The organism is Billgrantia hypersalina, assembly GCF_052584175.1.
The window spans coordinates 498,581-523,352 of the sequence record NZ_JBMIQI010000011.1; the positions used below are offsets into that span (position 1 = coordinate 498,581).

At 64.1% G+C, this 24,772-nt stretch carries 26 protein-coding genes and 3 tRNA genes; 20 read left to right on the forward strand and 9 right to left on the reverse strand.

The window, feature by feature from the left end; genetic code table 11:
* Both ACOJCM_RS09425 and ACOJCM_RS09430 read left to right on the forward strand, forming a co-directional pair.
* Complete coding sequence (locus tag ACOJCM_RS09425) at positions 1 to 276, forward strand: Lrp/AsnC family transcriptional regulator (protein WP_043510462.1); 276 nt, start codon at positions 1 to 3, stop codon at positions 274 to 276.
* Between the two features lie 78 nt (positions 277 to 354).
* Complete coding sequence (locus ACOJCM_RS09430) at positions 355 to 1,239, forward strand: DNA/RNA non-specific endonuclease (RefSeq protein ID WP_445211799.1); 885 nt, start codon at positions 355 to 357, stop codon at positions 1,237 to 1,239.
* Between the two features lie 244 nt (positions 1,240 to 1,483).
* On the opposite strand, the gene ACOJCM_RS09435 is transcribed toward ACOJCM_RS09430, so the two are convergent.
* The 3 genes from ACOJCM_RS09435 to ACOJCM_RS09445 all read right to left on the reverse strand — a co-directional run bounded on the left by ACOJCM_RS09435 (position 1,484) and on the right by ACOJCM_RS09445 (position 1,850).
* Positions 1,484 to 1,570: transfer RNA gene (locus tag ACOJCM_RS09435), tRNA-Leu, on the reverse strand.
* A gap of 45 nt (positions 1,571 to 1,615) precedes the next feature.
* Positions 1,616 to 1,702 (reverse strand) — tRNA-Leu (locus ACOJCM_RS09440).
* A 61-nt stretch (positions 1,703 to 1,763) separates the two neighbouring features.
* Positions 1,764 to 1,850 (reverse strand) — tRNA-Leu (locus ACOJCM_RS09445).
* A gap of 265 nt (positions 1,851 to 2,115) precedes the next feature.
* Between ACOJCM_RS09445 and rnr the strand changes: the two genes are divergently transcribed.
* The 10 genes from rnr (at position 2,116) to hemH (ending at position 11,067) form a co-directional block, all read left to right on the forward strand.
* Positions 2,116 to 4,515: a ribonuclease R gene (gene rnr, locus ACOJCM_RS09450; RefSeq protein WP_445211800.1), complete on the forward strand. Its 2,400-nt coding sequence runs from the start codon at positions 2,116 to 2,118 to the stop codon at positions 4,513 to 4,515.
* A complete protein-coding gene (rlmB, locus tag ACOJCM_RS09455) occupies positions 4,515 to 5,354 on the forward strand; it encodes a 23S rRNA (guanosine(2251)-2'-O)-methyltransferase RlmB (protein WP_445211801.1) in 840 nt (279 codons plus the stop codon). Before rnr ends, rlmB begins: the two co-directional genes overlap by 1 nt.
* Before the next feature lie 159 nt (positions 5,355 to 5,513).
* Complete coding sequence (gene rpsF / locus ACOJCM_RS09460; RefSeq protein WP_445211802.1) at positions 5,514 to 5,894, forward strand: 30S ribosomal protein S6; 381 nt, start codon at positions 5,514 to 5,516, stop codon at positions 5,892 to 5,894.
* Between the two features lie 24 nt (positions 5,895 to 5,918).
* Positions 5,919 to 6,146, forward strand: a complete 228-nt coding sequence (rpsR, locus tag ACOJCM_RS09465) for a 30S ribosomal protein S18 (RefSeq protein WP_010629658.1) — start codon at positions 5,919 to 5,921, stop codon at positions 6,144 to 6,146.
* A 12-nt stretch (positions 6,147 to 6,158) separates the two neighbouring features.
* Positions 6,159 to 7,013 carry a hypothetical protein gene (locus ACOJCM_RS09470; protein ID WP_445211803.1) on the forward strand — a complete coding sequence of 285 codons (855 nt, stop codon included), beginning with the start codon at positions 6,159 to 6,161 and terminating at the stop codon, positions 7,011 to 7,013.
* A gap of 15 nt (positions 7,014 to 7,028) precedes the next feature.
* Positions 7,029 to 7,475 carry a 50S ribosomal protein L9 gene (rplI, locus tag ACOJCM_RS09475; protein ID WP_445211804.1) on the forward strand — a complete coding sequence of 149 codons (447 nt, stop codon included), beginning with the start codon at positions 7,029 to 7,031 and terminating at the stop codon, positions 7,473 to 7,475.
* A gap of 171 nt (positions 7,476 to 7,646) precedes the next feature.
* The gene (dnaB, locus tag ACOJCM_RS09480) at positions 7,647 to 9,035 is read left to right on the forward strand and encodes a replicative DNA helicase (protein WP_445211805.1); all 1,389 of its coding nucleotides are present in this window, start codon (positions 7,647 to 7,649) and stop codon (positions 9,033 to 9,035) included.
* Between the two features lie 77 nt (positions 9,036 to 9,112).
* A complete protein-coding gene (locus ACOJCM_RS09485; protein ID WP_445211806.1) occupies positions 9,113 to 9,406 on the forward strand; it encodes a hypothetical protein in 294 nt (97 codons plus the stop codon).
* 160 nt (positions 9,407 to 9,566) lie between these two features.
* Complete coding sequence (locus ACOJCM_RS09490) at positions 9,567 to 9,869, forward strand: DUF6482 family protein (RefSeq protein ID WP_445211807.1); 303 nt, start codon at positions 9,567 to 9,569, stop codon at positions 9,867 to 9,869.
* A 121-nt stretch (positions 9,870 to 9,990) separates the two neighbouring features.
* On the forward strand, positions 9,991 to 11,067 hold the full coding sequence (gene hemH / locus ACOJCM_RS09495) for a ferrochelatase (protein ID WP_445211808.1): 1,077 nt from the start codon (positions 9,991 to 9,993) through the stop codon (positions 11,065 to 11,067).
* A 58-nt stretch (positions 11,068 to 11,125) separates the two neighbouring features.
* Here hemH and ACOJCM_RS09500 read toward each other — a convergent pair whose 3' ends face one another.
* The 6 genes from ACOJCM_RS09500 to ACOJCM_RS09525 are packed head-to-tail and all read right to left on the reverse strand — an operon-like array spanning position 11,126 to position 17,036.
* Complete coding sequence (locus ACOJCM_RS09500; RefSeq protein ID WP_445211809.1) at positions 11,126 to 11,560, reverse strand: Na+/H+ antiporter subunit G; 435 nt, start codon at positions 11,558 to 11,560, stop codon at positions 11,126 to 11,128.
* An 11-nt stretch (positions 11,561 to 11,571) separates the two neighbouring features.
* Positions 11,572 to 11,841 (reverse strand): K+/H+ antiporter subunit F, encoded by a 270-nt coding sequence (locus ACOJCM_RS09505; protein ID WP_445211810.1) that lies wholly within the window; start codon positions 11,839 to 11,841, stop codon positions 11,572 to 11,574.
* The gene (locus ACOJCM_RS09510; RefSeq protein WP_445211811.1) at positions 11,835 to 12,332 is read right to left on the reverse strand and encodes a Na+/H+ antiporter subunit E; all 498 of its coding nucleotides are present in this window, start codon (positions 12,330 to 12,332) and stop codon (positions 11,835 to 11,837) included. Before ACOJCM_RS09510 ends, ACOJCM_RS09505 begins: the two co-directional genes overlap by 7 nt.
* Positions 12,329 to 13,885, reverse strand: a complete 1,557-nt coding sequence (locus ACOJCM_RS09515; protein WP_445211812.1) for a monovalent cation/H+ antiporter subunit D — start codon at positions 13,883 to 13,885, stop codon at positions 12,329 to 12,331. The genes ACOJCM_RS09510 and ACOJCM_RS09515 overlap by 4 nt, the downstream gene beginning before the upstream one ends.
* The gene (locus tag ACOJCM_RS09520) at positions 13,882 to 14,226 is read right to left on the reverse strand and encodes a Na+/H+ antiporter subunit C (protein WP_445211813.1); all 345 of its coding nucleotides are present in this window, start codon (positions 14,224 to 14,226) and stop codon (positions 13,882 to 13,884) included. The genes ACOJCM_RS09515 and ACOJCM_RS09520 overlap by 4 nt, the downstream gene beginning before the upstream one ends.
* Entirely contained in the window at positions 14,226 to 17,036 is a 2,811-nt protein-coding gene (locus ACOJCM_RS09525; protein WP_445211814.1) for a monovalent cation/H+ antiporter subunit A, read from the reverse strand. The genes ACOJCM_RS09520 and ACOJCM_RS09525 overlap by 1 nt, the downstream gene beginning before the upstream one ends.
* 426 nt (positions 17,037 to 17,462) lie before the next feature.
* Between ACOJCM_RS09525 and ACOJCM_RS09530 the strand changes: the two genes are divergently transcribed.
* The 8 genes from ACOJCM_RS09530 (at position 17,463) to ACOJCM_RS09565 (ending at position 24,767) form a co-directional block, all read left to right on the forward strand.
* Positions 17,463 to 19,796 carry a putative monovalent cation/H+ antiporter subunit A gene (locus tag ACOJCM_RS09530; RefSeq protein WP_445212072.1) on the forward strand — a complete coding sequence of 778 codons (2,334 nt, stop codon included), beginning with the start codon at positions 17,463 to 17,465 and terminating at the stop codon, positions 19,794 to 19,796.
* A complete protein-coding gene (locus ACOJCM_RS09535) occupies positions 19,789 to 20,220 on the forward strand; it encodes a Na+/H+ antiporter subunit B (RefSeq protein ID WP_445211815.1) in 432 nt (143 codons plus the stop codon). Before ACOJCM_RS09530 ends, ACOJCM_RS09535 begins: the two co-directional genes overlap by 8 nt.
* Before the next feature lie 51 nt (positions 20,221 to 20,271).
* The gene (locus ACOJCM_RS09540) at positions 20,272 to 20,619 is read left to right on the forward strand and encodes a Na+/H+ antiporter subunit C (RefSeq protein WP_445211816.1); all 348 of its coding nucleotides are present in this window, start codon (positions 20,272 to 20,274) and stop codon (positions 20,617 to 20,619) included.
* Positions 20,616 to 22,190, forward strand: coding sequence for a Na+/H+ antiporter subunit D (locus tag ACOJCM_RS09545; RefSeq protein WP_445211817.1), 1,575 nt, complete (start codon positions 20,616 to 20,618; stop codon positions 22,188 to 22,190). Before ACOJCM_RS09540 ends, ACOJCM_RS09545 begins: the two co-directional genes overlap by 4 nt.
* Positions 22,187 to 22,660, forward strand: coding sequence for a Na+/H+ antiporter subunit E (locus ACOJCM_RS09550; RefSeq protein ID WP_445211818.1), 474 nt, complete (start codon positions 22,187 to 22,189; stop codon positions 22,658 to 22,660). The genes ACOJCM_RS09545 and ACOJCM_RS09550 overlap by 4 nt, the downstream gene beginning before the upstream one ends.
* 22 nt (positions 22,661 to 22,682) lie before the next feature.
* Positions 22,683 to 22,952 (forward strand): monovalent cation/H+ antiporter complex subunit F, encoded by a 270-nt coding sequence (locus ACOJCM_RS09555; protein WP_445211819.1) that lies wholly within the window; start codon positions 22,683 to 22,685, stop codon positions 22,950 to 22,952.
* On the forward strand, positions 22,945 to 23,349 hold the full coding sequence (gene mnhG / locus ACOJCM_RS09560; protein WP_445211820.1) for a monovalent cation/H(+) antiporter subunit G: 405 nt from the start codon (positions 22,945 to 22,947) through the stop codon (positions 23,347 to 23,349). The genes ACOJCM_RS09555 and mnhG overlap by 8 nt, the downstream gene beginning before the upstream one ends.
* A 122-nt stretch (positions 23,350 to 23,471) precedes the next feature.
* Positions 23,472 to 24,767: a lytic murein transglycosylase gene (locus ACOJCM_RS09565; protein ID WP_445211821.1), complete on the forward strand. Its 1,296-nt coding sequence runs from the start codon at positions 23,472 to 23,474 to the stop codon at positions 24,765 to 24,767.
* Positions 24,768 to 24,772 lie beyond the last annotated feature (5 nt).

A 24,772-nucleotide genomic window follows, 5' to 3' on the forward strand; every position in this document is an offset into this window, starting at 1 on the left:
ATGCAGAATGCCGTGATCCTGATCAATACCGACAAGGGGCAGGTCAAGGCCGTAGCCGAGCGGCTCGCCGACGTCGAGGGCATCAGCGAGGTCTACTCTACCTGTGGCCGCTACGACCTGGTGGCGATTGCCCGCACCCGTGACTTCGAGAGCCTGGCCGAATTGGTCACCGAGCGTCTCAATGCCGTCGAGGGCATTCGCGATACCGAAACCCTCAACGCCATGCAGGTGCATTCGCGACACGATCTCGAAACCATGTTTTCTCTCGGCTGGTAAGCGCCGCTTCGCTTGATCGACTCATCCTGCCCTCGGTCGGTTCGTCCGACCGAAGGCCCCTTCGCATGGATCTGATGAATGGCTACAGCCCGTTCGAGGACGAGGCGTCGTGTCACGGCGCTGCCCCGTTGGCGCCCCCGACTGCGCCGCTTCGTCGTGACCTTCGTCTTCGTGCTGGTCGGTAGCGGCCTGTGGTACACACAGGAACAGGGGTACCGCGACCAGCTGAGCTGGATGGGGGTGCCCACCTGGGAGAGCCTGACCCCGCTTTCCGTTCATCGCGTGCTGCGCAACGAGGGTTTCCTGGTGGGCTGGTCGGACGTGCGCGTCAACCCGCTATGGGTGAGCTACCTGCTGCATGAGGTCGAAGACCCGCGCGCCGGCCCCCGGCCCGACTTTCGCCAGGATTGGCGCACCCTATGGCCGGTCGCTGCCGACAGCTATGCCGGCAGCGGGTATGACCGCGGCCACCTGGCGCCCAACTACGCCATCGCCACGGTGCATGGACGCCAGGCCCAGCAGCAATCGTTCCTCATGAGCAACATCTCGCCCCAGCGGCCCGACCTCAACCGCCGGCTCTGGCAGCGGCTGGAGGAGGTGGTGATCGACCATGTCGTGCCGCGCTTTGGCGTGGTGCAGGTGATTACCGGGCCGGTCTTCTCGGAAGACTTTTTCGGCAACGTAACCCGCCGGGTGGGGCTCGTCGAGATTCCCGAGGCCTTCTACAAGATTATCGTCGTACCGGCTGAAGAGCCCATGGCGCTGGCCTTCATCATGCCCCAGGAGGTGCGTGGCAACGAGCCGCTGGACGAGTTCCTGGTCAGTATCGATGAAATCGAGGCGCGTACCGGGCTCGACTTCTTCCCGCGGCTGCCTGAGGAACTAGCCGAGGTACTGGAAGGGGAAGTCGTAGCGGAGGGCTGGGCTTTAGAAGAGGTGGCCCGCCTGCCTGCCCGCTACTGAAATAAATGGCTGCGCGAGCGAATCACTTCGTTGCGCGCTGCTCGAAATCCTCACCTATAACCCAATAGGCTCCGGTTTCTGCGCTGCGTGCGCCTTGTGCTTCATCTCGCTCGCCGATTTATTGGATAGCTGCGCGAGCGAATCGCAGGCACAAAAAAACCGCGATTCGTCGCGGTTCTATTAATTCGTAAAGTCCCTCTAGCAATGCTTCAGCCTGCATGACGCGATGTGCTCGTAAGAGCGGTGGTGCCCAGGAGAGGACTTGAACCTCCACGTCCGTAAGGACACTAGCACCTGAAGCTAGCGCGTCTACCAATTCCGCCACCTGGGCGCATCATGCTGTCGTAGCTGCCGTCGTGTTCGCGTTCCCTGGGGATGGTGCCCAGGAGAGGACTTGAACCTCCACATCCGTAAGGATACTAGCACCTGAAGCTAGCGCGTCTACCAATTCCGCCACCTGGGCGAACACGAGCGATCGAGCTGACAAAGAGCGAGGGCGCCTACCCGACCATCGCGAGAAGCGATGGTGCCCAGAAGAGGACTTGAACCTCCACGTCCGTAAGGACACTAGCACCTGAAGCTAGCGCGTCTACCAATTCCGCCATCTGGGCAGGCGACGCGTATCTTACCCAATTCATGGCCCATTGCAAGCGCGGCGGATGAAAATACACCGGCCGCCAAGGCAGAGGTAAAGGCGACGCTCGGCGTGCCCCGTCGGGCCTGGTCACTGGATCGTGCCGCCATGGTTGGGTGGAGCCGGCACCGGCGCTATACTGCGGGCATGACAAACGACTTCATTAGCAACACCCTACGCACGCGGCCACTCGCCCGCGCCCTTCCCCGAACGCTGCTTCCGTTGCCAAGGATGCCCCACGCATGAATCATTGGACGCTCAGCGACGATCCCCATGCCAGCCGCGAGGCCCATAAGTACGACAAGCCGGCGCCCAGCCGCGAGTACCTGCTGGCGCGCCTGGAAGAGTATGGCAAGCCGATCACCCATGAAAAAATGAGCCGCATGCTTGGCCTCGATGACGAGGAGTTGCAGGAAGCGGTGCGTCGCCGCCTGGCAGCCATGGAGCGCGACGGCCAAGTGCTGCGCAATCGTGCCGGTGCCTACGCGCTGATCGACAAGCTCGACCTGATCAAGGGCAAGGTGCTGGGTCACCGCGACGGCTTCGGCTTCGTATTGCGCGACGATGGCAAGAAACCCGACCTGGTGCTTCCGCCGCGCCAGATGCGCCGGGTCTTCCACGGCGACTACGTGCTGGTACGCATCAGCGGTCGCGACCGTCGCGGTCGCGATGAGGCCACCATTGCCGAGGTGCTCTCGCGCAATACCCAGACCATTGTCGGCGTGTTCCGCGAGAACACCTCCGAGTTCGGCGTGCTGATCCCCGAGAACCCGCGCATCACCCAGGAGGTCATCATTCCCCACAGCGCCAGCGGAGGCGCGCGCGACGGCCAGGTGGTATCGGCAAAGATCGTGCAGCAGCCCGAAACCCGGGTGCAGCCGGTCGGCGAAGTGGTCGAGGTGCTCGGCGAACGCATGGACCCGGGGATGGAAATCGACATCGCTATCCGCAGCTACGAGATTCCTGCCGAGTTCCCTCCCGAGGTGCATGAACAGATCGCCGGGATGTCGGCTGAGGTGGCCGAGCAGGACAAGCAGCACCGCATCGACCTGCGCGACGTCCCGCTGGTGACCATAGACGACGAGACGGCCAAGGACTTCGACGACGCCGTCTGTGCCTGGAAGACCAAGTCCGGTAGCTGGAAGCTGCTTGTTGCCATCGCCGATGTGTCGCACTACGTGCGCCCGGGTACGCCGCTCGACGAGGAAGCGATCCGTCGCGGCAATTCGGTTTACTTCCCCGGGCAGGTTGTACCGATGCTGCCCGAACTGCTCTCCAACGGGCTCTGCTCCCTTAATCCGCACGTCGACCGACTGGCTCTGGTCTGCGAGATGAACATCTCCAAGAGCGGAACAATCAGCCGCTACCACTTCTACGAGGCGGTGTTCCGCTCCCATGCGCGGCTGACCTACAACAAGGTGGCGGCAATCCTCGACGGTGACGATGCCGAGGCGGACGCCTTGCGCGAAGAGTATCGCGACCTGGTGAAGCCGCTGAAAGGGCTGCACGAGCTCTATCGTGTGCTGCGCCAGGCCCGCGAAGAGCGCGGTGCCATCGACTTCGAAACCACCGAAACGGCGATCGTCTTCAACGATGAGCGCAAGATCGAGAAGATCGTGCCGCGCAAGCGTAACGATGCTCACAAGATCATCGAGGAGTGCATGCTGGCGGCCAACGTGGCTACGGCGCGCTTCCTCGATAAGCACGACCTGCCGGCGCTCTACCGCATCCATGAGCGGCCGTCGCCGGAGCGCCTCGACAAGCTGCGCCTGTTCCTCAACGAGCTGGGACTTTCGGTGGGCGGCGGCGATGAGCCCATGCCGCAGGATTACCAGGTACTGGCCGAGGCGATTCGCGGCCGCCCGGACGCCGACGTGATCCAGACCGTGATGCTGCGCTCCATGAGCCAGGCGGTCTACTCGCCGCAGAACGAAGGGCACTTCGGCCTGGCCTATCCGGCCTACGCCCACTTCACCTCGCCGATTCGCCGCTATCCCGACCTGCTGGTGCATCGGGCGATACGCTCGGTGATCCGCGGGCCGCGCCAGACCAACACCGTGCTGCGCGCCGAGGGCGCACCGGTGGAGCCGCCCAGCAAGTGGTGCCCCTATACCTTCGAGCAGATGCTCGAGCTCGGCGAGCACTGCTCGATGACCGAGCGCCGCGCCGATGACGCCACCCGCGACGTGGAAGATTGGCTCAAGTGCGAGTTCATGTCCGACAAGCTCGGCGAAGTCTACGAGGGCACCATCGCCTCGGTGACCCAGTTCGGTATCTTCGTGCGCCTCGACGAGGTCTATGTCGAGGGGCTGGTACACGTGACCTCGTTACCCTCCGACTACTACCACTACGAGCCCGAGAAGCATCGCCTCAAGGGCGAGCGTACCGGCATGAGCTATCGCCTGGGCGATGGCGTGACGGTGCAGGTGGCACGGGTCGACCTGAACGAGCGCAAGATCGATTTCGCCCTGGAGAACGAAAAGCCGCGCCCCAGGCGGCAGCCGCGCAAGAGCCGGGGCGAGAGCGAGGCGGTTTTCACGCCCAAGCCCGCCGCCGGCAAGGGGCAGGCTGACGAGAAGGGCAGCAAGGGCAAGGGCGGCAAGCGTCGCCGCGGTCCACGCAAGCCTAAGGCGCGCGGTTGATGGCGCCTGGACGCAAGGGGCCGAGGCGCGACAGCGGACGGAAGCGAGTGACAGGCTCTCCATCCAACCCGCCGGGTACGCCGGGCGGGTTGGATACGGTTTTCGGCGTGCATGCGGTGCGCGCCCTGTTGGCGCGCGGCGAGGTGCCGAGGGTGCTGTGGGTTCAGGAAGGCGAGGCCCACCAGCGCCTCGCCGAACTCATTGACACGGCCCGGCAGGGTGGAGCGCGGATCGAGTTGCGTTCGCGCGACGAGCTGGATCGCCTGGCCCGGGAGGCTTCCCATCAGGGCGTCGTTGCCTTTGCCGCGCCGCTGGCCTTCGAGAGCGAGGCTGCCCTTTGGTTCAAGCTGGAAGCCTGGCCCCATGAGACGCCGCCGCTGTTGCTGGTACTCGACGGCGTCACCGATGTGCACAATTTCGGGGCGTGCCTGCGCAGTGCCGATGCCGCCGGCGTGCACGGGGTGATCGTGCCAAAGGACAAGGCCGCCCCGCTCAATGCCACGGTGCGCAAGGTGGCCTGCGGCGCCGCAGAGAGCGTGCCGGTTTACCAGGTCGTGAATCTGGCGCGTGCCCTGGCCCGGCTAAAGGAATTCGGCGTGTGGATCACTGGTACTGCCGGAGAAGCCGAGTCGTTGCTGTTCGAAGCCGACTTCTGCGGTCCTACCGCACTGGTAATGGGGGCCGAGGGCAAAGGGATGCGTCGCCTGACCCGAGAAGCCTGCGATAACCTGGTCAAGTTGCCCATGGCCGGCAGCGTCTCCAGCCTCAACGTGTCGGTGGCCACCGGCATATGCCTGTTCGAGGCGGTACGTCAGCGTCAGGGCGGCGCAGGCAACTGAGTGTCAAATGCAGCGTTGCCTTGCATCTGGGGGCGCTGATCACTAGAATGCAGGCGCCCGTTCCTGCGTGAGCGGGCGTTGCTATTTCGACTATCACCTCCTTGCTTCCCTTGAGTGCAACTGCCTTACGCGGAAGCTGCCAACCCGAAAGGAGACCCCATGCGTCATTACGAAATCGTGTTCATGGTCCACCCGGACCAGAGCGAGCAAGTGCCGTCCATGGTCGAGCGTTACTCCAGCATCGTCACCGAGAGCGGTGGTACCGTGCATCGCCTGGAGGATTGGGGCCGCCGTCACCTGGCCTACCCGATCAACAAGATTCACAAGGCTCACTACGTGCTGATGAACGTCGAGTGCAGCGGCGAGACTCTCGAGGAAATCGAGAACATCTTCCGCTTCAACGACGCCATCATTCGCAGCCTGGTGGTGCGCTGCAAGGAAGCCATCACCGAAGCTTCGCCGATGATGAAGCCGGCAGACGACAAGCGTGCGCGTCGTGAAGAAAGGCCGCGCACCGAAGAAACTGCCGAAGCCAACTGATAGCACGTAACGAGGAGTCTCTACATGGCACGCTTTTTCCGCCGTCGCAAGTTCTGCCGTTTCACCGCTGAAGGCGTGAAGCAGATCGACTACAAGGATCTGGACACGCTCAAGGCCTACATCACCGAAACCGGCAAGATCGTACCCAGCCGCATTACCGGTACCAAGGCCCGCTATCAGCGTCAGCTGGCTACCGCCATCAAGCGCGCGCGCTACCTGGCCCTGCTGCCCTACACCGACAGCCACCAGTAAGTCGCTGACCCGATGTTGCCGATTGCCCGATGGCTGATGCGCGGCACGCCCTACGCCGCAGGCGGCGCGGCGCTGGCTGCGATCGTGCCCTGGCTGTTCTGGCTGAGCGGCGCCATCGTGGCACTGGTCACGTTACGTCGTGGCCTGGCGCCGGCCTTGCCGGTGCTGGTGGCGGCCGCGGTTCCCACCGGCTGGTGGTGGACCCAGGGCGACGCCATACCGCTGGCCAGCGTGTTGCTGGTGGCGCTGATGGCGGTGGTGCTGCGCTCCCGCATGCGCTGGAGCGAAGCGCTGGTCGTCGGCACCCTGGCAACGGCGGCATTGATCCAGCTCGGCGTCTTCGTGCCGCCGGGCGGCACCGAGCCGCTGCTGGAGCAGTTGCGTCAGGGGTCGGCCGAGATCGACCGCATGCTGATCGAGCTGACCAACCAGGGCTACGATACCGAGGAATTGGCCACGCTGCTGATCGGCGGGATCACCGGCCTGGTCGTGCTGATCGCCGCCATCGGTTGCCTGGCGCTGGCGCGCGCCTGGCAGGCGGGGCTTTACAACCCCGGCGGCTTTCGCGAAGAGTTCCATGCGTTGCGCCTGGCGCCGCGCGAGCTCGGACTGCTGGTGGTACTCGGCGTGGTGGGCATGGTGCTGGGGTTGCCGTCGCTTTCCATGCTGGTCTGGGTGCCGCTGCTGGTAGCCGGCATTGCATTGGTACACGGCTTCATCGGGATTAAGGGTATGAACGGGCTGTGGTTGGTCGCTTTCTACGTATTGCTGATCACTACCTGGCCCATGATTTTGATCGTGCTGCTGGCGGCCTTCATCGATGTGTTCGTGGATTTCCGCGGCCGTCTGGCCCCTCGCAGCGACTGACATGAGGTTAACGAGATGGAAGTCATTCTGCTCGACAACATTGGCAAGCTGGGCGGCCTGGGCGACAAGGTCACCGTAAAACCCGGCTATGGCCGCAACTACCTGGTGCCCTACGGCCTGGCTGTGCCGGCTACCAAGGACAACGTGGAAGCCTTCGAAGCGCAGCGCGCCGAGCTCGAGGCCCAGGCTGCCGAGCGCAAGGCGATCGCCGAATCCCGCGCCGCCCAACTGGCCGAGATCGAACTGTCGCTGGTGGCCAAGGCTGGCGAAGAGGGCAAGCTGTTCGGCTCCATCGGGCCGCGCGATCTGGCCGAGGCGCTGGGTCAAGCCGGCATCGAAGTCGCCAAGAGCGAAGTTCGCATGCCCGAGGGTCCGATTCGCCAGACCGGCGAATACGACATCGACCTGCACCTGCATGCCGAAGTCGACGCCACCGTTCGCGTGGTCGTGGTCGCCGAGTAAGCTTCACGCAAGCTTGCCATGACGCCAAGGGGCGCGGGATAACTCCCGCGCCCCTTGTTTTTTGGCGGAAGTGCGGCAGCTATCGGTGCGTCTTCCCTGTTTTGGAGAGTAGGGCGGGACCCTGGCATCGGGTAGAATGGCACGGCCCGTCATCAGGAAGGTTGCCGTATCATGAACGACACGCTCGAGCTCGATCAGGAAACCGCTGCACTCAAGGTGCCGCCGCACTCGCTCGAGGCCGAGCAGTCGGTGCTGGGCGGCCTGATGCTCGACAACCAGGCCTGGGACAACGTGGCCGACCGACTGGTGGCCGACGACTTCTACCGTTACGAGCACCGGCTCATCTTCAACGCCATGAGCGGCCTTGCCGAGGCGGGCAAGCCGCTCGATGTGGTGACCATGTCCGAGGCGCTGGAAGGGCGCGACCAGCTCGATACCGTGGGCGGCCTGGCCTACCTGGCCGAGCTGGCGCGCAACACCCCCTCGGCCAGCAACATACGCGCCTATGCCGACATCGTTCGTGAGCGGGCCACCCTGCGCAAGCTGATTCGTGCCGCCAGCCAGATCGCCGACGGGGCCTTCAGCCCTCAGGGGCGCCCGGCCGACGAGCTGCTCGACGAAGCCGAGCGCCTGGTGTTCCAGATCAGCGAGGAACGCCCCAAGACGGGTGGGCCCATCGGCATGAGCGAGTTGCTGGCCAAGGCGGTCGACCGCATCGACGAGCTGTTCAACATGAAGGGCGAGATGACCGGGCTCTCGACCGGCTTTCGCGATCTCGACGAAATGACGTCGGGCCTGCAACCCTCGGACCTGGTGATCATTGCCGGCCGCCCGTCGATGGGCAAGACCACCTTCGCCATGAACCTGGTCGAGCATGCGGTCATCGCCAGCGACCGACCGGTGATGGTGTTCTCCATGGAGATGCCCGCCGAGTCGCTGATGCTGCGTATGCTCTCGTCACTGGGACGCATCGACCAGACCCGGGTGCGTACCGGCCAGCTCGAGGACGAGGACTGGCCGCGGCTGACCTCGGCGGTGAACCTGCTCAAGGACAAGCAGCTGTTCATCGACGACACTGCGGCACTGTCGCCCAACGAGATGCGTTCGCGCATCCGCCGCGTGGTGCGCGAGCACGGCAACCTGGCACTGGTGATGATCGACTACCTTCAGCTGATGCAGATCCCCGGCTTCTCGGAGAACCGCACCGGCGAAATCTCCGAGATCTCACGCTCGTTGAAAGGCATGGCCAAGGAGTTCGGCTGTCCGGTGGTGGCGCTCTCCCAGCTCAACCGCTCGCTGGAGCAGCGTCCCAATAAACGCCCGGTGATGTCGGACTTGCGCGAGTCGGGCGCCATCGAGCAGGATGCCGACGTGATCGCTTTCGTCTATCGTGATGAGGTCTACAATCCGGATAATCCCGATAACCAGGGGCTGGCCGAACTCATCATCGGCAAGCAGCGTAACGGTCCCATCGGCACCGTGCACATGGCCTTCATCGGCCGGTACACCCGCTTCGAGGATCTGGCGCCCGACAGCTACGGTGAGGCGTTCGGGGAATGATGCCGGCGGGCGCTTGAGCCTCGCGTGCGGCCCCGTATAATGCCGAGCCCCCGACAGTCGTTTTTCGAGGAGAGACCATGGCAGGCGGATTTCGGCGCGGCAAGCGTCAGCGCACCCCCAAGCTGGAAGCGCGCGGCGAGCTCCAGTCGATCGAGCGCGAGGGACCGTTCAAGGAGTGGCTGGGCATGCCGGATCTCTATCGCTTCCACATTGTCGTTGACGGCGAAGCCTATAGCTACCAGACCGAGGATGCCGAGCTGACCGTGGCAGTGGGGGACCGCGTGGTGTTCCGTTACAAGGAAACCAAGGCGGGCAAGTGGGTCGATCGCAATTCCCTGGCCAAGGCCATCGACCCTTCGGAATACCAATAACATTCGGTAGCGTACAGGGGATTGCTGGAACCACGCGGCGCAGGCGCTGTCATAGGAAAAATACGTTACTGTCATGTAAATGATATCGGGCACAGTCATGCTGTGCCCGACGCATATCCTGCATAGGCCAACGGGACGACACCAAGACATGGAGGGAACCATGGAATTCGAAGAGCTCAAGCATTTCGTTACCCGTCACGACAACTTCGAGGTGCGGGTCATCACCCATTCCGGCAGCCACTGCTACCAGGTGGAGCTGGAAGACGTGGAAGGGGCGCGTCACTTGCTGACACGTCGTGGCAAGCCCACCGTCTTCCGCTCCCTCGAGGACGTGTATCTCGAGCTGCAGCGTGCCGGGATTCATCGTGCTTTCCTGGTCCAGCACGTGCCGCAGGACGAGGTGGTCGGTCGCGAGGCGCATTATCACGATCCGCTGACGTCACGCATGCCGCTGGTTTTTTGACCGGACCACTTCCTTGATTCAAGTTATACAAATCGTATTCATAGTATAACTCGATGCCCTTGCGGGGCTTGCGCCTGATACAATAATCGCTCCTTATCCTTCATCATGAGGAGCGCAGGGCATGGCCGCATCGCAAGTGGAATTGGGCTCGCCGGAGCGTCAACGTCCCGCCCAGGCTCCGGCGGAACACCCCGCTATCCCCCGGTCAAAGATCGGCGTCGTGCTGGCCAACCTGGGGACGCCGGACGGCACCGACTACTGGTCGATGCGTCGCTACCTCAGCGAGTTCCTCTCCGACAAGCGCGTCGTGGATTATGCGAGCTGGAAGTGGCAGCCGTTGCTGCAACTGGTCATCCTCTCCCGGCGGCCGTTCAAGTCGGGGGAAGCCTACCGCAGCATCTGGAATACCGAAAGAAACGAAAGTCCGCTGCTGACCATCACTCGCGAGCAGACCCGCAAGCTGGCCGAGGCGCTCAGGGCGCGCCATGGCGAGCGGGTGCAAGTGGATTTCTGCATGCGCTACGGCAACCCCTCCACGGATAGCGTGCTGCGCCGGATGCAGGCCGAGGGCTGCGAGCGCATTCTGTTCTTCCCGCTCTATCCGCAGTACGCCTCGCCGACCACGGCCACGGCCAACGATCAGGCCTTCCGCACCCTGATGAAGCTCAAATGGCAACCGGCGCTACGCACCGTGCCGGCCTACTTCGACCATCCGGCCTATCTCGAGGCGCTGGCCAGTTCGGTTCGCGAGGCGTATGCCGCCGCCGAGACGCCGCCCGAGGTGCTGGTCGCCTCGTACCACGGCGTGCCCAAGCGCTTCCTGCACGAGGGCGACCCCTACCACTGCCAGTGCCAGAAGACCACCCGGCTGCTGCGCGAGCGGTTGGGCTGGGAGGAAAGCGCGATCCAGACTGCTTTCCAGTCGCAGTTCGGTCCCGAGGAGTGGGTCGGCCCGCAGACCGTGGATCACGTGGCAGCGCTGGCGCGCCAGGGCAGGAAGCATATCGCGGTGGTCTCGCCGGCATTCGCCTCCGACTGCGTGGAAACCCTCGAGGAAATCAACGAGGAGATTCGCGATAGTTTCCTTGCCGCCGGAGGGGAGCGATTCACCTACATTCCCTGCCTCAACGATCGCGACGACCATATCGACGCACTGCTGGCCATCGCCGAGAACGAACTGGGCGGCTGGCTGAGCTGAACCATGCCGGCCGGACGGCAGGTGCGCCGTCCGGGGGGCTGTCTCCAGCGCCGTCGTCTCAGCGGAGCTGGCGGGACCGCTTCTTCTTGCGATACTTCCAGGGATGCCTGGCGCGGGCGGGCCTTGCCACACGGCTCTGACCCACGTCCTCGTCACGAAATTCGGGCACCGAGCCGCGGGTACCGGTGGTGAAGCGCAGGTGCATGTGCAGTCCGGTCTTGGCCAGCATGTGGCCGGTGACCGGTGCGGTGATGAACAGGAACAGGGTGATCAAGAGCTCCTGCACGTGCAGCTCGCGCTGGGTAATGGTGAAGTAGAGCATCGAGGCGATCAGAATGCAGCCGATGCCCAGCGTGGTGCCCTTGGTAGGGCTGTGCAGGCGCATGAAGAAATCCTTGAACTGCAGCATGCCGAGCGAGCCGGTAAAGGCGAATACGCCGCCGGCCACCAGCAGAAAGGAGATCACGCCCTCGGCGATCACGTAGAAGGTCATGTCGCGCTCTCCTATTCGATGATGTCGCCGCGCAGCAAGTAGCGGCAGATGGCCATGGTGCCGACGAAGCCGAGCATCGCGATTAGTATCGCCGCCTCGAAGTAGGTCTTGGTGTTGAGCCAAAGCCCCAGCAGGACGATCAGGGCGATTGAATTCACGTAGAGCGTATCGAGGGCCAGCAGGCGGTCGGGGACGTCGGGGCCGATGGCGAGCCGGTAGATGTTCATGGCCATGGCCAGCACGATCAGCCCCAGGCTGATCAACAGGGCGGTGTCTAGCATTCGAAGATCTCCTTCAGCGGCCGCTCGTAGCGATCGCGGATCTCGCGGATCAGGGCATGCTCGTCATCCATGTCCAGCACATGGATCAGCAGCGTGGAGCCGTCGAGGCGGAGGTTGGTCGACACGGTGCCGGGCGTCATGGTGATGGTGTTGGCCAACAAGGTAATGGCCAGGCGGTCCTTCACTTCGAGAGGATACTCGACGAAGCCGGGGTGCGGCTCGCGCCGTGGCAGCAGGATCAGCAGGCTGACGTGCACGTTGGCCTTGACGATATCCCACATCACCACCAGGACGAACCAGGCCAGCTTGAGCGGATGTCTGACCCGGGGCAGCGGCTCCCAGAAGCTCTGCGTGAGCAACGGTATGGTCACTGCCAGCAGCACGCCCAATAGCACCTGGCCAGGAGCGAGGCTGCGCGCCATCAACAGCCACACGGCCAACAGCACCAGCGACAGCGTGGGGGTGGGCAGGTAGCGTCCCAAGGCTCTCATGGTGTCTCTCCCGGGTGCTGGTCAACTATCAGCGGGTGAAGCTGGACGAGTTCGCGTTCCGGCTCATCGCCCAGCAGCTGGTGAATGATCGCCTGGGGGCTGGCCAGTTGCTCGGCCGTGGCTTGGGCGTAATGACTGATGGGCCCCCCTAGGGCAACCAGCGCCGGGGCGGTGGCCAACAGCCAGGCGACGCCGGCGAGCTGGGCCCGGCTGACCTTGCCGGCGGCGACCTCGCCCTTGTAACTGGCCCAGAAGAACACCGAGCCGGCACGGGACATGGCGATGAGGGCGCACAGCCCTGCCAGCAGCAGCAGTGGCCATAGCCACAGCCTGGCGTTGCCCTCGACCGCTTGCAGCAGCAGCAGCTTGGCCAGCGAGCCCGCCAGTGGTGGCAGCCCGACCACACCCACCGCGGCGACCAGGAACAGGATGCCGAGCAGTTGGCGTTGGTGCAGGCGTCGTGCGCGTACCAGTCGGGTGCCAGCCTTGCCGCGCTGCTGGCCGATCAGTTCGGCAATCAGGAACAGCGCCCCGCAGATGAGGGTGGTATGGGGCAGGTAATAGAGCAGCGCGGTCATGGCGGCGGGCGTGCCGAGCGCCGCGGCGGCCAGCAGGGTGCCGACCGAGACCAGCACCAGGTAGGCGATCAGCGGTCGTAGGTCGCGGGCCGCTACCACCCCGATGGCCGCCAGCACGATAGTGGCGAGCCCCGACCACCATAGCCAGCCGGCAATGGCGGAGGCGGCAGGCGTGTCGATGAAGATCAGCGACTGCACCCGCAGGATGGCATAGAGGCCGACCTTGGTCATGATGGCAAATAATGCCGCGACCGGCGCGGGCGCCGCCGAGTAGGTGCGTGGCAGCCAGAAGTAGAGCGGCAAGAGGGCCGCCTTGAGGCTGAAGACCACGATCAGTAGCAGTCCCCCGGCCGTGACCAAGGCCGCCTCATCGCCCGACATCTCGGCCACGCGCTGGGCCATGTCGGCCTTGTTGAGCGTGCCGGTGGCGCCGTAGAGCACGCCCAGTGCAATCAGGAACAACGCGGAGCCGGCCACGTTGAGAATCACATAGTGCAGGCCGGCACCGACTCGCGCCTTGTTGCCGCCGTGCATCAGCAGGGCATAGGAGGCCAGCAGCAGGATTTCGAAGAACACGAACAGGTTGAAGATGTCGCCGGTGAGAAAGGCACCGTTCAGGCCCATCAGCTGCAGTTGGAAGATGCCGTGGAAATTGCTGCCGCGCATATCCTCTCCGGCGCAGGCGAAGAGCAGGCAGCCCACGGCCAGTACGGCGTTGAGGCTCAGCATCAGCGCCGAGAGCCGGTCGAGCATCAGCACGATGCCGTAGGGGGCCTGCCAGTTACCCAGTGAATAGAAGATGAGCTCGCCGCTGGCGGCCTGGCGCAGCAGCAGCAGGCAAACGATCAGCAGCAGGGCGGTGAAGCCGACGCTGAGCTGGCGCTGGGTACGATCACTGGCCTTGCCCGAGAGCAGCAGCACCAGGGCACCCAGCATGGGCAGCAGGATAGGCAGGGAGATCAAGTGCTGGCTCATTGCGGCATGTCTCCATCCTCGCCCTGCTGACCGTCCACATGGTCGGAGCCGAGATCGCCACGGGCGCGAATCGCCAGGATCACGACAAAGGCCGTCATGGCGAAACCGATCACGATGGCCGTGAGAACCAGGGCCTGGGGCAGGGGGTCGGCCGGGGCGAATGACTCCCCGATGACTGCGGCAGCATCGGTATGCAGCCCGCCGGCAGAGAACAGGAACAGGTTCACGGCATAGCCGAGCAGCGCGAGTCCGATGATGACCGGGAAGGTGCGGCCGCGCAGCAGCAGGTAGATTCCACTGGCGGTGAGCACCCCGACGACGAGCGAGAACAGGGCTTCCATCAATGTTCCTCCAGTGTCGGGCGGTTCATGGTGGTGACACGGCCCAGGTTGACCAGGATCATCAGCGTGGCACCGACCACGGTCAGATAGACGCCGACATCGAACAGCATCGCCGTGGCAAGCTCGAACTCGCCGATCAGGGGCAGATGGAAGTGATCGAAGGCCGAGGTCAGGAAGGGGTAGCCGAACAGCCAGCTGCCGAGCCCGGTAGCCAGGGCGATCGCCAGCCCCGATACGGCGACCACCGGATAGGAGAGCCGCAGCCGTGCGCGGGTCCAGTCATAACCGCGGGCCATGTACTGAAGCAGCAGGGCGGTGGCAGTGATCAGGCCGGCGATGAAGCCACCGCCCGGCTGATTATGGCCACGCAGGAAGATATAGACCGATACGAGCAGTGCCAGCGGCAGCAGGATCTGCGCCACAACCGCCAGGATCAGGGGGTGGCGATGGCGCGACCAGCGAATGCCCTCGACGTTGCCGGCCGGCATGAACAGGCGCAGGCGGTTGAGCAGTTTGAAGGTGGCAAGTCCGGCCAGGGCGAGCACGGTGATCTCGCCGAAGGTATCGAAACCACGGAAATCGACGAGAATGACATTGACCACGTTGGTGCCCCCTCCGCCGGGTACGCTCTCGCTCAGGAAGTAATCGGCGATGGACAGCGTCTCGCGGGTCAGCAGCGCGAAGTTGAGCATGCCCACCACTAGCCCCAGCGAGGCGGCCAGGAACAGGTCGCGCAGGATGCGTCGGCCCGAGACCATCAGCGGCGGACGCTGAGGCAGGAAGAATAGCGCCAGGATCATCAGAATCATCGAGGCGACTTCCACCGATAGCTGGGTCAGGGCCAGGTCGGGAGCGGAGAAGCGCACGAAGGTCAGCGATACCGAGAGTCCGACTACCGAGAGCATCAACAGCGATACCAGGCGCCAGCGGTGACTCAGGGCGCTGCCGATGGCGCCGAAGATCATCAGCCCGGCGCCGAGGAACAGCATGCCGTCGAGCGGCTGCATGCCGCGCTCGCCGATCAGGTTATCCAGCCGGGTCAGGCCGAGGGCGGCCATGACCAGCGCGCTCAGGATCAGCAGCGCCTGGTAGCGCTGCAGCGAGCCGTTCTCCAGCCGCAACGTGAGCCACAGAGAGGCCTTGATCAGGCGCTGGATCGCCGCCTCGAAGATCAAGCCGGCGTTGCGCTCGGGGAACAGCGCCGCGAGCTTGGCGAAACGGCGGTGCTGACGCAGGACCAGGATGCCACCGGCAACGGCAACGGCGCTCATCAGTAGCGGCAAGTTGAAGCCATGCCACAGGGCCAGTTTGAAGACCGGTGTCGTCTCTCCCTGTACCGCGAGACTCGCGGCATTGAGCAGGGGGGCGGCCAAGGTCATCGGAAACAGGCCCACGACCAGGCTCATGGCGGCCAGGAACAGGCCGGGAGCGAGCATGCCGCGTGTGGGGTCGTGCGCCCGCAGCGGTGGCTGGGCCTTTTGTTCGCGGGTCAGCTTGGGAGCGGCGAAGAACAGGCTCCAGATCAGGCGCAGGGAATAGGCCACCGAAAGCATGGCGGCAATCACCACCAGCAGCGGGATGACGATGCTCAGCGCGCCGAGCAAATTGTTGAGCAGGCTCTGCTCGAATAGCATCTCCTTGGACAGGAAACCGTTGAACGGCGGGAAACCGGCCATGGCGGAACCGGCCAGTACGGTCATGGTGCCGGTCAGCGGCATCATCGACCACAGCGCGCCGAGGCGGTCGATATCGCGGGTGCCGGTTTCGTGGTCGATGATGCCCACCATCATGAACAGCGCAGCCTTGAAGGTGGCGTGGTTGAGAATGTGGAAGACGGCTGCGACGATGGCCAGCGGACTGCCGAGGCCGAGCAGTAGCGTGATGAGACCGAGGTGGCTGACGGTGGAGAAGGCGAGGATGCCCTTGAGGTCGCGCTCTAGCAGGGCGAACCAGGCCGCATACAGCATTGTCGCCAGCCCCACCAGCGACAGGCTGAGGCTCCACAGGGCGGTGTCTCCCAGTGCCGGGTTCAGCCGCGCCATCAACAGCACGCCCGCCTTGACCATGGTGGCCGAGTGGAGGAAGGCGGAGACCGGCGTGGGGGCCGCCATGGCGTGAGGCAGCCAGAAGTGGAACGGGAACTGGGCCGACTTGGTGAAGGCGCCCAGCAGCACCAGCAGCACGATCAGCGGATAGTGCTCGGAGGCGCGGATGCGGTCGCCTGCCGTCAGCACGTCGGCCATGGCGAAGCTGCCGGCTGCCTGGCCGATCAATATGACGCCGGCCAGCAGGGCGAGCCCACCGGCGCCTGTGACCATCAGTGCTGTGCGCGCGCCGCGTCGGGCATCGCTGCGGTGGCCCCAGAAGCCGATCAGGAGGAACGACGCGATACTGGTGAGTTCCCAGAACAGCCACAGCAGGATAAGGTTGTCCGCCATGGCAATGCCGAGCATGGCCGTCATGAACAGCATCATGTAGGCGAGGAAGCGGCCGTCGTCCTCTTCGGCCGACAGGTAATGGCCGGCGTAGTACAGGATCAGGCTGCCGATCCCCAGGATCAGCAGCGCGAACAGCAGCGTCAGGCCATCGATGCGCAAGGCCAGATCGAGGCCGAGCAGTGGCATCCAGCTCAGCCGCAGGCTGATCACCTCGCCAGCAATGACGGAGGGGGCATGCAGCAGTAAGAGGGCGAGGGCGAGAAGGGGAGCGATCAGCGTGGCGGCGACGCAAATGCTGCGCCCCAGACGAGAGGTCATTGCCGGAACGGCGACGCCGACGGTGGTGAGAAGGGGAATCCACAGTAACGACATGGTGGTTCGTCCATTCTGGCAGCGGCTCGGAGCTTGCATAATGCGCGTTCACGTGGTGCGTGCCGAGTACCACACAAGCTGTTCGTCATGCTCGATATTCGGCGGCCCAGGCTACCGGAGGGAATGAAAAAACGGAGTCAAATCGCTATACTAGCAAGCCGTTTCGCCGTAAAAACAATGCCCGCCGTAGCCAGCCACGGCGCAAATTTTAATCGTTTTGCGCTGCAATAGACAGCTTGGGGCGGCGGCTGACGCTCATCCTTTGGGCGTATTTTTTCGGCCTAATGACCGTTTCTTGACCTGGTTCATGATCGGTGCAAAGTGCAGGCGGAGGGGCATTGACAAGGCTGGCTTGCCAGCAATTCGACGCAGCCGAGGCAAGGGGATCCATGCCCGGTGAATGAACTGACGGAAGGGAACTGCATGATGCAATTTGCCGTGCTTTCAGGGTTCGTGCTGGCCGCTTTTGTCCCCTTGTTGCATCAATGGTTCGGCTCACGCACCAGCTTCGTCCTGGCCGCATTTCCCGCCCTGCTGGCACTCTGGTTCCTGAGCCAGGTGCCTCACATCATGCAGGGTGAGGTCCTCTACCTCCAGCTCGACTGGGTACCTTCGCTGGGCATGAGCCTTTCCTTTTTCATCGATGGCCTGGCGCTGCTGTTCGCACTGTTGATCACGGTCATCGGCAGCTTCGTGCTGATCTATGCGGGCGGCTACCTCAAGGGGCATCGCGACCTGGCGCGTTTCCACGTCGTCATTCTCGCCTTCATGGTGTCGATGCTGGGGCTGGTACTGGCCGACGGCCTTTTGACCCTGTTCGTGTTCTGGGAATTGACCAGCATCACCTCCTACCTGCTGATCGGCTTCAGTCATGCTGACGTCGAGGCTCGGAAATCGGCACGCCAGGGCCTGTTCGTGACCTTCGGTGGCGGTCTGGCCCTGATGGCAGGCCTGGCGATGCTGGGCAATGTCAGCGGCAGCTGGTCGCTGGCGGAGATCACCGCCGCTGGGGTCGACCTGCGTGAGCACGAACTCTACCTGCCGATGCTGCTATGCCTGCTGCTGGCGGCGTTTACCAAGTCGGCCCAGTTCCCGTTCCACTTCTGGTTGCCCAACGCCATGGCGGCGCCCACGCCGGTATCGGCCTACCTGCATTCGGCCACCATGGTCAAGGCCGGCATCTACCTCATGGCGCGCCTGCAGCCGAGCCTGGGCGGCAGTGATGCCTGGGTCGCCATCCTCTCCGTGGTAGGAGCGGTAACGATGTTCACCGGCGCCTTCCTGGCGATCCGTCAGACCAACATCAAGAAGCTGCTGGCCTATTCCACGATCATGGCGCTCGGTACCTTGACCATGCTGCTCGGCATCGGCACCGAGGGGGCACTGATCACCTTCGTCACCTTCCTGCTGGCGCACTCCCTCTACAAGGGGGCGCTGTTCATGGTGGCTGGCATCCTGGACCACGAAACCGGGACCAAGGACGTCACCGCCCTGGGTGGCCTGCGCTCGCTGATGCCGGTGACCGCGACTATTGCCGTGGTGGCGGCTTTGTCGCTGGCCGGGGCGCCGCCACTGTTCGGCTTCATCGCCAAGGAGATGATGTTCGAGGCGGCGCTCGAGGCGGAGGTCTACGGCTGGCTGGTCCTCTTGCTCGCCTTCGTCTCGGCATTTCTCACCATCGCCGTGGCGGCCATCGTCGCCCTGCGCCCGTTCTTCGGCGAACGGCGGCCGACGCCTCACGTGCCCCACGAAGCCCCGGTATCGATGCTGCTGGGGCCAGCCTGCCTGGCAGCGCTCTCGCTGCTGCTCGGCGTGGTGCCGGTGCTGGCCGGCATGGGCGTGCTGACGGCAGCGGCTTCAGCGGTCATGGGCGAACCGGTGACCGTCTATCTGTCGCTGTGGCACGGTATCAACATCCCACTGGTCATGTCGCTCGTGACCCTGGTGCTGGGCTACCTGCTGTTCAAGCGCTGGGATCGCCTGCGCGCCCACCTGGCACGGCTCGACCCGATCATGGCTCGCGGCCCCGAGGCCGGCTACGAGGCGCTCATGCATGGCATCACGGTGGTGTCCGACTGGCAGACGCGCATCCTGCAGAATGGCTATATGCGCAACTACATTCTGGTGATGGTGCTGGTACTGATCGCGCTGGTCGGCAACTCGCTGCTGGTGCGGCACTCGCTCGAGATCGCCTTCGAACTCGACGTGCGCTTCCATGAGGTGCTGGTGACCACGCTGATGGTAATGGGCGCCCTGTTCGCCGCCATCTCGCGCTCACGGCTCAGCGCCGTGGTATCGGTGGGTATCATGGGCTTCTCCATCGCCCTGACGTTCATTCTGTTCAGCGCTCCCGACCTTGGCATCACGCAGTTGCTGGTGGAAACCCTGACGGTCATCCTGCTGGTGCTGGTGTTGTTCCGGCTGCCGCGCTTCGCCACCCTCTCGACGCCTCTCGAGCGGGTACGTGACGCCCTGGTGGCGGGCAGCTTGGGCATACTGGTCACGCTGCTGATCCTCACCGCCTGGGGGATCGACCAGTTCGTGCCGATCTCGGACTACATGATCGAGAACAGCGCTCCGCTGGCCCATGGCCGCAATATCGTCAACGTGATCCTGGTCGACTATCGCGCGCTGGATACGCTGGGCGAGATCTTCGTCCTGGCCCTGGCGGCCATCGGCGTGGTCGCCATGCTCAAGCTGAGGGCGACGGCGAAGCCGGACAAGCCTTCGGTAGCCGAGAAGGAGTCCGGCAATGGTTAAGTCGGGGACCCTCATCCTGCATACGGCGGCACGCATCCTGATGCCGCTGCAACTGCTGTTTTCCGTCTTCCTGCTGCTGCGCGGCCACGACGAACCCGGCGGTGGCTTCATCGCTGGGCTGGTAGCGGCGGGGGCCTTTACCCTTTACCTGTTCGCCTTCGGTGTCAGCGCCACCCGCGAGGTGCTGCGCATGGTGGATCCCCGCGACCTGATCGGCGTGGGTCTGCTGCTGGGTATGATCTCGGTGTTCCCTGCCTGGTTCGTCGACCAGCCGTTTCTCACCGCCCAGTGGTGGCCCATTCCCGGCGTCGATTTCTACGCGTCGACGCCCCTGATCTTCGATATCGGCGTCTATATCGCGGTGCTGGGATCGGTGCTTGCCATGGTCATGACGCTGATGGAGGTGGACAAGGATGAGCCTTGAGCACGGGGGCGCCGGCGGTGCCCAATCGTCGTTACCTGAGGGAGGATTGCCATGGAACCGGTGATGGCCGTGGCCATAGGGCTGCTCTATGCGGCCGCCGTCTTTCTCATGCTGCGCCGTTCTATCGTCAAGTTGGTGATCGGGCTGATGCTGCTCTCCAACGCCGCTAACCTGCTCATCTTCACCTCGGCCGGCATGACCCGCGGGGCGCCGCCGCTGATTCCCGAGGGGCTGACCGCGCCGCTGGGCCCGGTGGCAGATCCCTTGCCCCAGGCCGTGGTGCTCACCGCCATCGTGATCGCTTTCGGCGTGCTGGCGTTCGCCGTGGTGCTGATCCGGCGGGCCTACGAGATCGTCAAGGCCGATGACCTGGACAAGATGAAGGAAACCGATACGTGAGGCCCGAGGTCGCTCTTCCCGTTCTTCTGCCATTGCTTTCGGGGGCCGTTTCGCTGTTGTTCTGGCGGTCGCGTCCCATGCAGCGTTTCACCGCCGTGGCCGGTAACCTCGCCCTGCTCGGCCTGGCCATCTGGTTGCTGGTCGTGGTGAGCCGCGAGGGGTATGTGGTCATCCAGATGGGCGGATGGCCGGCGCCCTATGGCATTACCCTGGTGGCGGACGTGCTCAGTGCGTTGATGGTGGTGCTCACCGGCATCATTGGCCTGGCTCTGGCCATCTATTCGCTGGCCTCCACCGGTCCGGGGCATGAGCGCTTCGGCTACTACCCCCTGATGCACCTGTTGTTGGCCGGGGTGGCTGGTGCCTTTCTTACCGGGGACATCTTCAACCTCTACGTCTGGTTCGAGGTCATGCTGGTGGCCTCCTTCGCGTTGCTGATCCTCGGCGGCGAGAAGGCGCAGATGGAGGGGGCGATCAAGTACGTCACCCTCAACCTGCTGGCTTCGGTGATCTTCCTCACGGCGGTGGGGCTGCTGTATGGCATGGTCGGCACCCTTAACATGGCCGACGCCGCCCAGCGTCTGGCGGTGGCCGAGCACGAGGGCATGGTCGAGGTGCTGGCGGTGATGTTCATGGTCGCCTTCGGTATCAAGTCGGCGGCATTCCCGTTGTTCTTCTGGCTGCCGGCCTCGTACCACACGCCGCCGGTAGCGGTGTCGGCGCTGTTCGCCGGGCTGCTGACCAAGGTGGGCGTCTATGCGCTGTTTCGCGTTTTCACCCTGCTATTCGACCAGACGCTGGGCTATACCCAGGACCTGCTGCTATGGGGTGCTGCGCTGACCATGGTCACCGGCGTGCTCGGTGCGGCGGCTCAGTTCGAGTTCCGCCGTATCCTGTCGTTCCATATCGTCAGCCAGATCGGTTACATGATCCTGGGGCTGGCGCTGTATACGCCATTGGCGATTGCCGGGGGCATCTTCGCCGTGATGCACAACATCGTGGTCAAGACCAACCTGTTTTTGATCAGCGGCATCACCCGACGCCTCCAGGGCACCTACGATCTCAAGAAGATGGGAGGGCTGTATCGCGAAAAGCCGTGGCTGGCGGTGGCCTTCTTCCTCTCCGCCTTTTCGCTGGCTGGAGTACCGCCGCTGTCGGGTTTCTTCGCCAAATTCGTCATCGTGCGTGCGGGTATCGAGGCGGAGGCGTATACCGTCACGGCGGTCGCTCTGCTGGTGGGGCTGATGACGCTCTATTCCATGGTCAAGATCTGGAACGAGGTGTTCTGGAAGACCCTGCCGGAGGATAACCTGGTGCCCGCCGAAGAGGTGGTGGTAGGCGACGACAGCCGCATGGTGCCGGCAAGCCTGTGGCTGATGTATCTTCCGGTGACGGTGCTGGCCCTGTTTGCGCTGCTGATCGGGATTTTCGCCGAGCCGCTGATGGCGATGATGAACCGGATAGGCGACCAGCTCATGAATCCGCAAGGCTACATCGAGGCGGTACTGGGGCAGGCGGCTGGCGTCGAAGATACCTTGATCGATGCCGCCAACGAGGAGACGCGGCCATGACCGGTGCGATATGGAACCTGCTGCTGGCCCTGGCCTGGGTCGTCCTGTCCGGCGACTTTTCGGGGCTCAACCTGGTGGTCGGGCTGGTATTCGGTTACATCACCCTGGTATTGATCGAGCCCCAGGTCGACGCCCTGGCCGGCTATCCGGCGCGGGTGCCGCGGATTCTGCGCTTCCTCGGCTTCTTCATCAAGGAGCTGGTTCAGGCCAACCTGCGGGTCGGGTTCGATATCCTGACGCCGCCATGGCACATGAAGCCGGGGGTCATCGCCTTGCCCCTTGCCGCGCGCACGGAGCTCGAGATCACCATGGTGGCCAATCTGATCTCGCTGACCCCCGGCACCCTGAGCCTGGACGTTTCCGACGACCGCAAGGTGCTCTATATCCATGCCATGTTCCTCGACGATGAAGGGGAGCTGCGCCGCAACCTCAAGGAAATGGAATGTCGCGCCCTGGAACTGTTCCGTTGACACCGACGCCGGAGAAGCCGTTATGGACGTCGTGATCCTGATCAGCCAGGTACTGATGAGCCTGGGCCTGGTCCTTGCCTTCGTCCGGGTCGTGCGAGGTCCCAGTCTTCCGGACCGGGTCGTCGCGCTGGAGCTGTTCGCCAGCATCGTGGTGGGCCTGGTGGGGGTCTATGCCATTCGCACCGACGTGTCGAGCTTTCTCGATGCCGCCATCGTCATCGCCCTGATGGGCTTCCTGGCCGCCATCGGTTTCGCCCGTTTCCTCGAACGCGGGGGGCCGCGCGATGATTGAAGCCATCAAGGGATTCTTGATCCTCACCGGGGCCATCTTCATGCTGCTGGCGGCGCTGGGCATCCTGCGCCTGCCCGACCTGCTGACCCGCATGCACGCCACCACGAAAGCGGCGGCGCTTGGGGTCATCCTCATCATGCTGGCGGTGGCGCTGCATTTCGCCGAAGTTGCCGTGGTGGCGCGCGCCTTTGCCATCATCGTCTTCGTCTTGATGACGGCGCCGGTGGCGGCCCATGTTATCGGTCGCGCCGGCTACTTCGTCGGCTCCAAGCTGTGGAGCGGAACGGTAAAGGATGAACTGCGGCCCAACTACGACCCGTTGACCCACGAGCTCAAGAGCGGCCTGGAAACGGACTCCAATGCCGTGCACAAGCCTCGCGACAACGACCCCAAGTGATAGGCGGGCTGCCAGGTAGGCTCGGTTACACAAAGCGACGATTCCGCCCCCTCGCAGGGCTGGCCTGACGACCGCTTCTGCGCCATCATCGGTGGCCGTCGACGTAAAGGAATACTGCCGCCATGACTCGCTCGTATCTACCCGCCGCACTTCTCCTCTTTCTCCTGTCAGGCTGCCAGACCGGTCCCGTGCAGGATGTCGTGGCGGGTGAGCCACAGCCCGAGGAGAGAGCCTCCAGCGAGGAGGGCGGGGCGGCGGCCGCTCCCGACGCTGATGGCGGTGAGGTCGAGCGAGCCGCACCGGAAGACTTTCAGGCCTGGCTGCGCGACTTTCGCCGCCTGGCCCGGGAAGAGGGGATCAATGAAGCAACACTGGATCGTGCTCTGAAGGATGTGCGATACCGGCCGCGCGTCCTCGAGCTCGACCGCTCCCAGCCCGAGTTCGTTCGCCCCATTTGGCAGTATCTGGACGGGGCCGTGTCCCAGGCCCGCGTCAGCCAGGGGCGTGCCAAGCTCGACGAGCACCGCGATACAGCGCGGCGCGTAGAGCAGCGCTACGAAGTGCCGGGGGAGATCATCGTCGCGATCTGGGGAATCGAGAGCAACTACGGCGGCAATTTCGGCGACTTTTCTACTCTCGAGGCGCTCGCCACCCTGGCCTTCGATGGCCGTCGGCAAGACTTCGCACGCGGCGAACTGCTGGCTGCGCTGCGCATCATCGAGGCCGGCGACATCGCACCGGAGCGCATGATCGGTTCCTGGGCCGGCGCCATGGGCCATACCCAGTTCATCCCTTCCAGCTTCGTGTCCTTTGCCGTCGATGGCGACGGTGACGGTCGGCGTGACATCTGGCACAGCATTCCGGATGTCATGGCCTCGACCGCCAACTACCTGGCGCGTGCCGGCTGGCAGCCCGGTCAGCCCTGGGGCATGGAAGTGCGTCTGCCGCAAGATTTCGACTATGCCCAGACGGAACTCTCCACGCGCCGCTCAAGCAGCGAGTGGGCCGCCCAGGGCGTAGGCCGCATCGGTGGCGGCAGCCTGCCCGATTTCGCGCAGGCCTCCGTGATCGCGCCCGCCGGGGCTCGGGGGCCGGCCTTTCTGGTAGGGCCCAATTACCGCGCCATCCTGCGCTACAACAACGCCACCAGCTATGCCCTGGCAGTAGCGACGCTGGCCGATAGGATTGCCGGGCGCGAGGGGATCCGAGCCGAATGGCCACGTGACGAACAGCCGCTTTCTCGCCGTCAGGTACGTGAATTGCAGCAGGCGCTGAACGAGCGTGGCTACGATGTGGGAACGCCGGATGGCGTCATGGGGCCCAATACCCGTGCCGGGCTGCGGGAGTTCCAGCGTAGCATCGGCGTCACGCCGGACGGCTTTGCCACCGTGAGCCTGCTGGAACGGCTGCAGCGCTGAGAGTG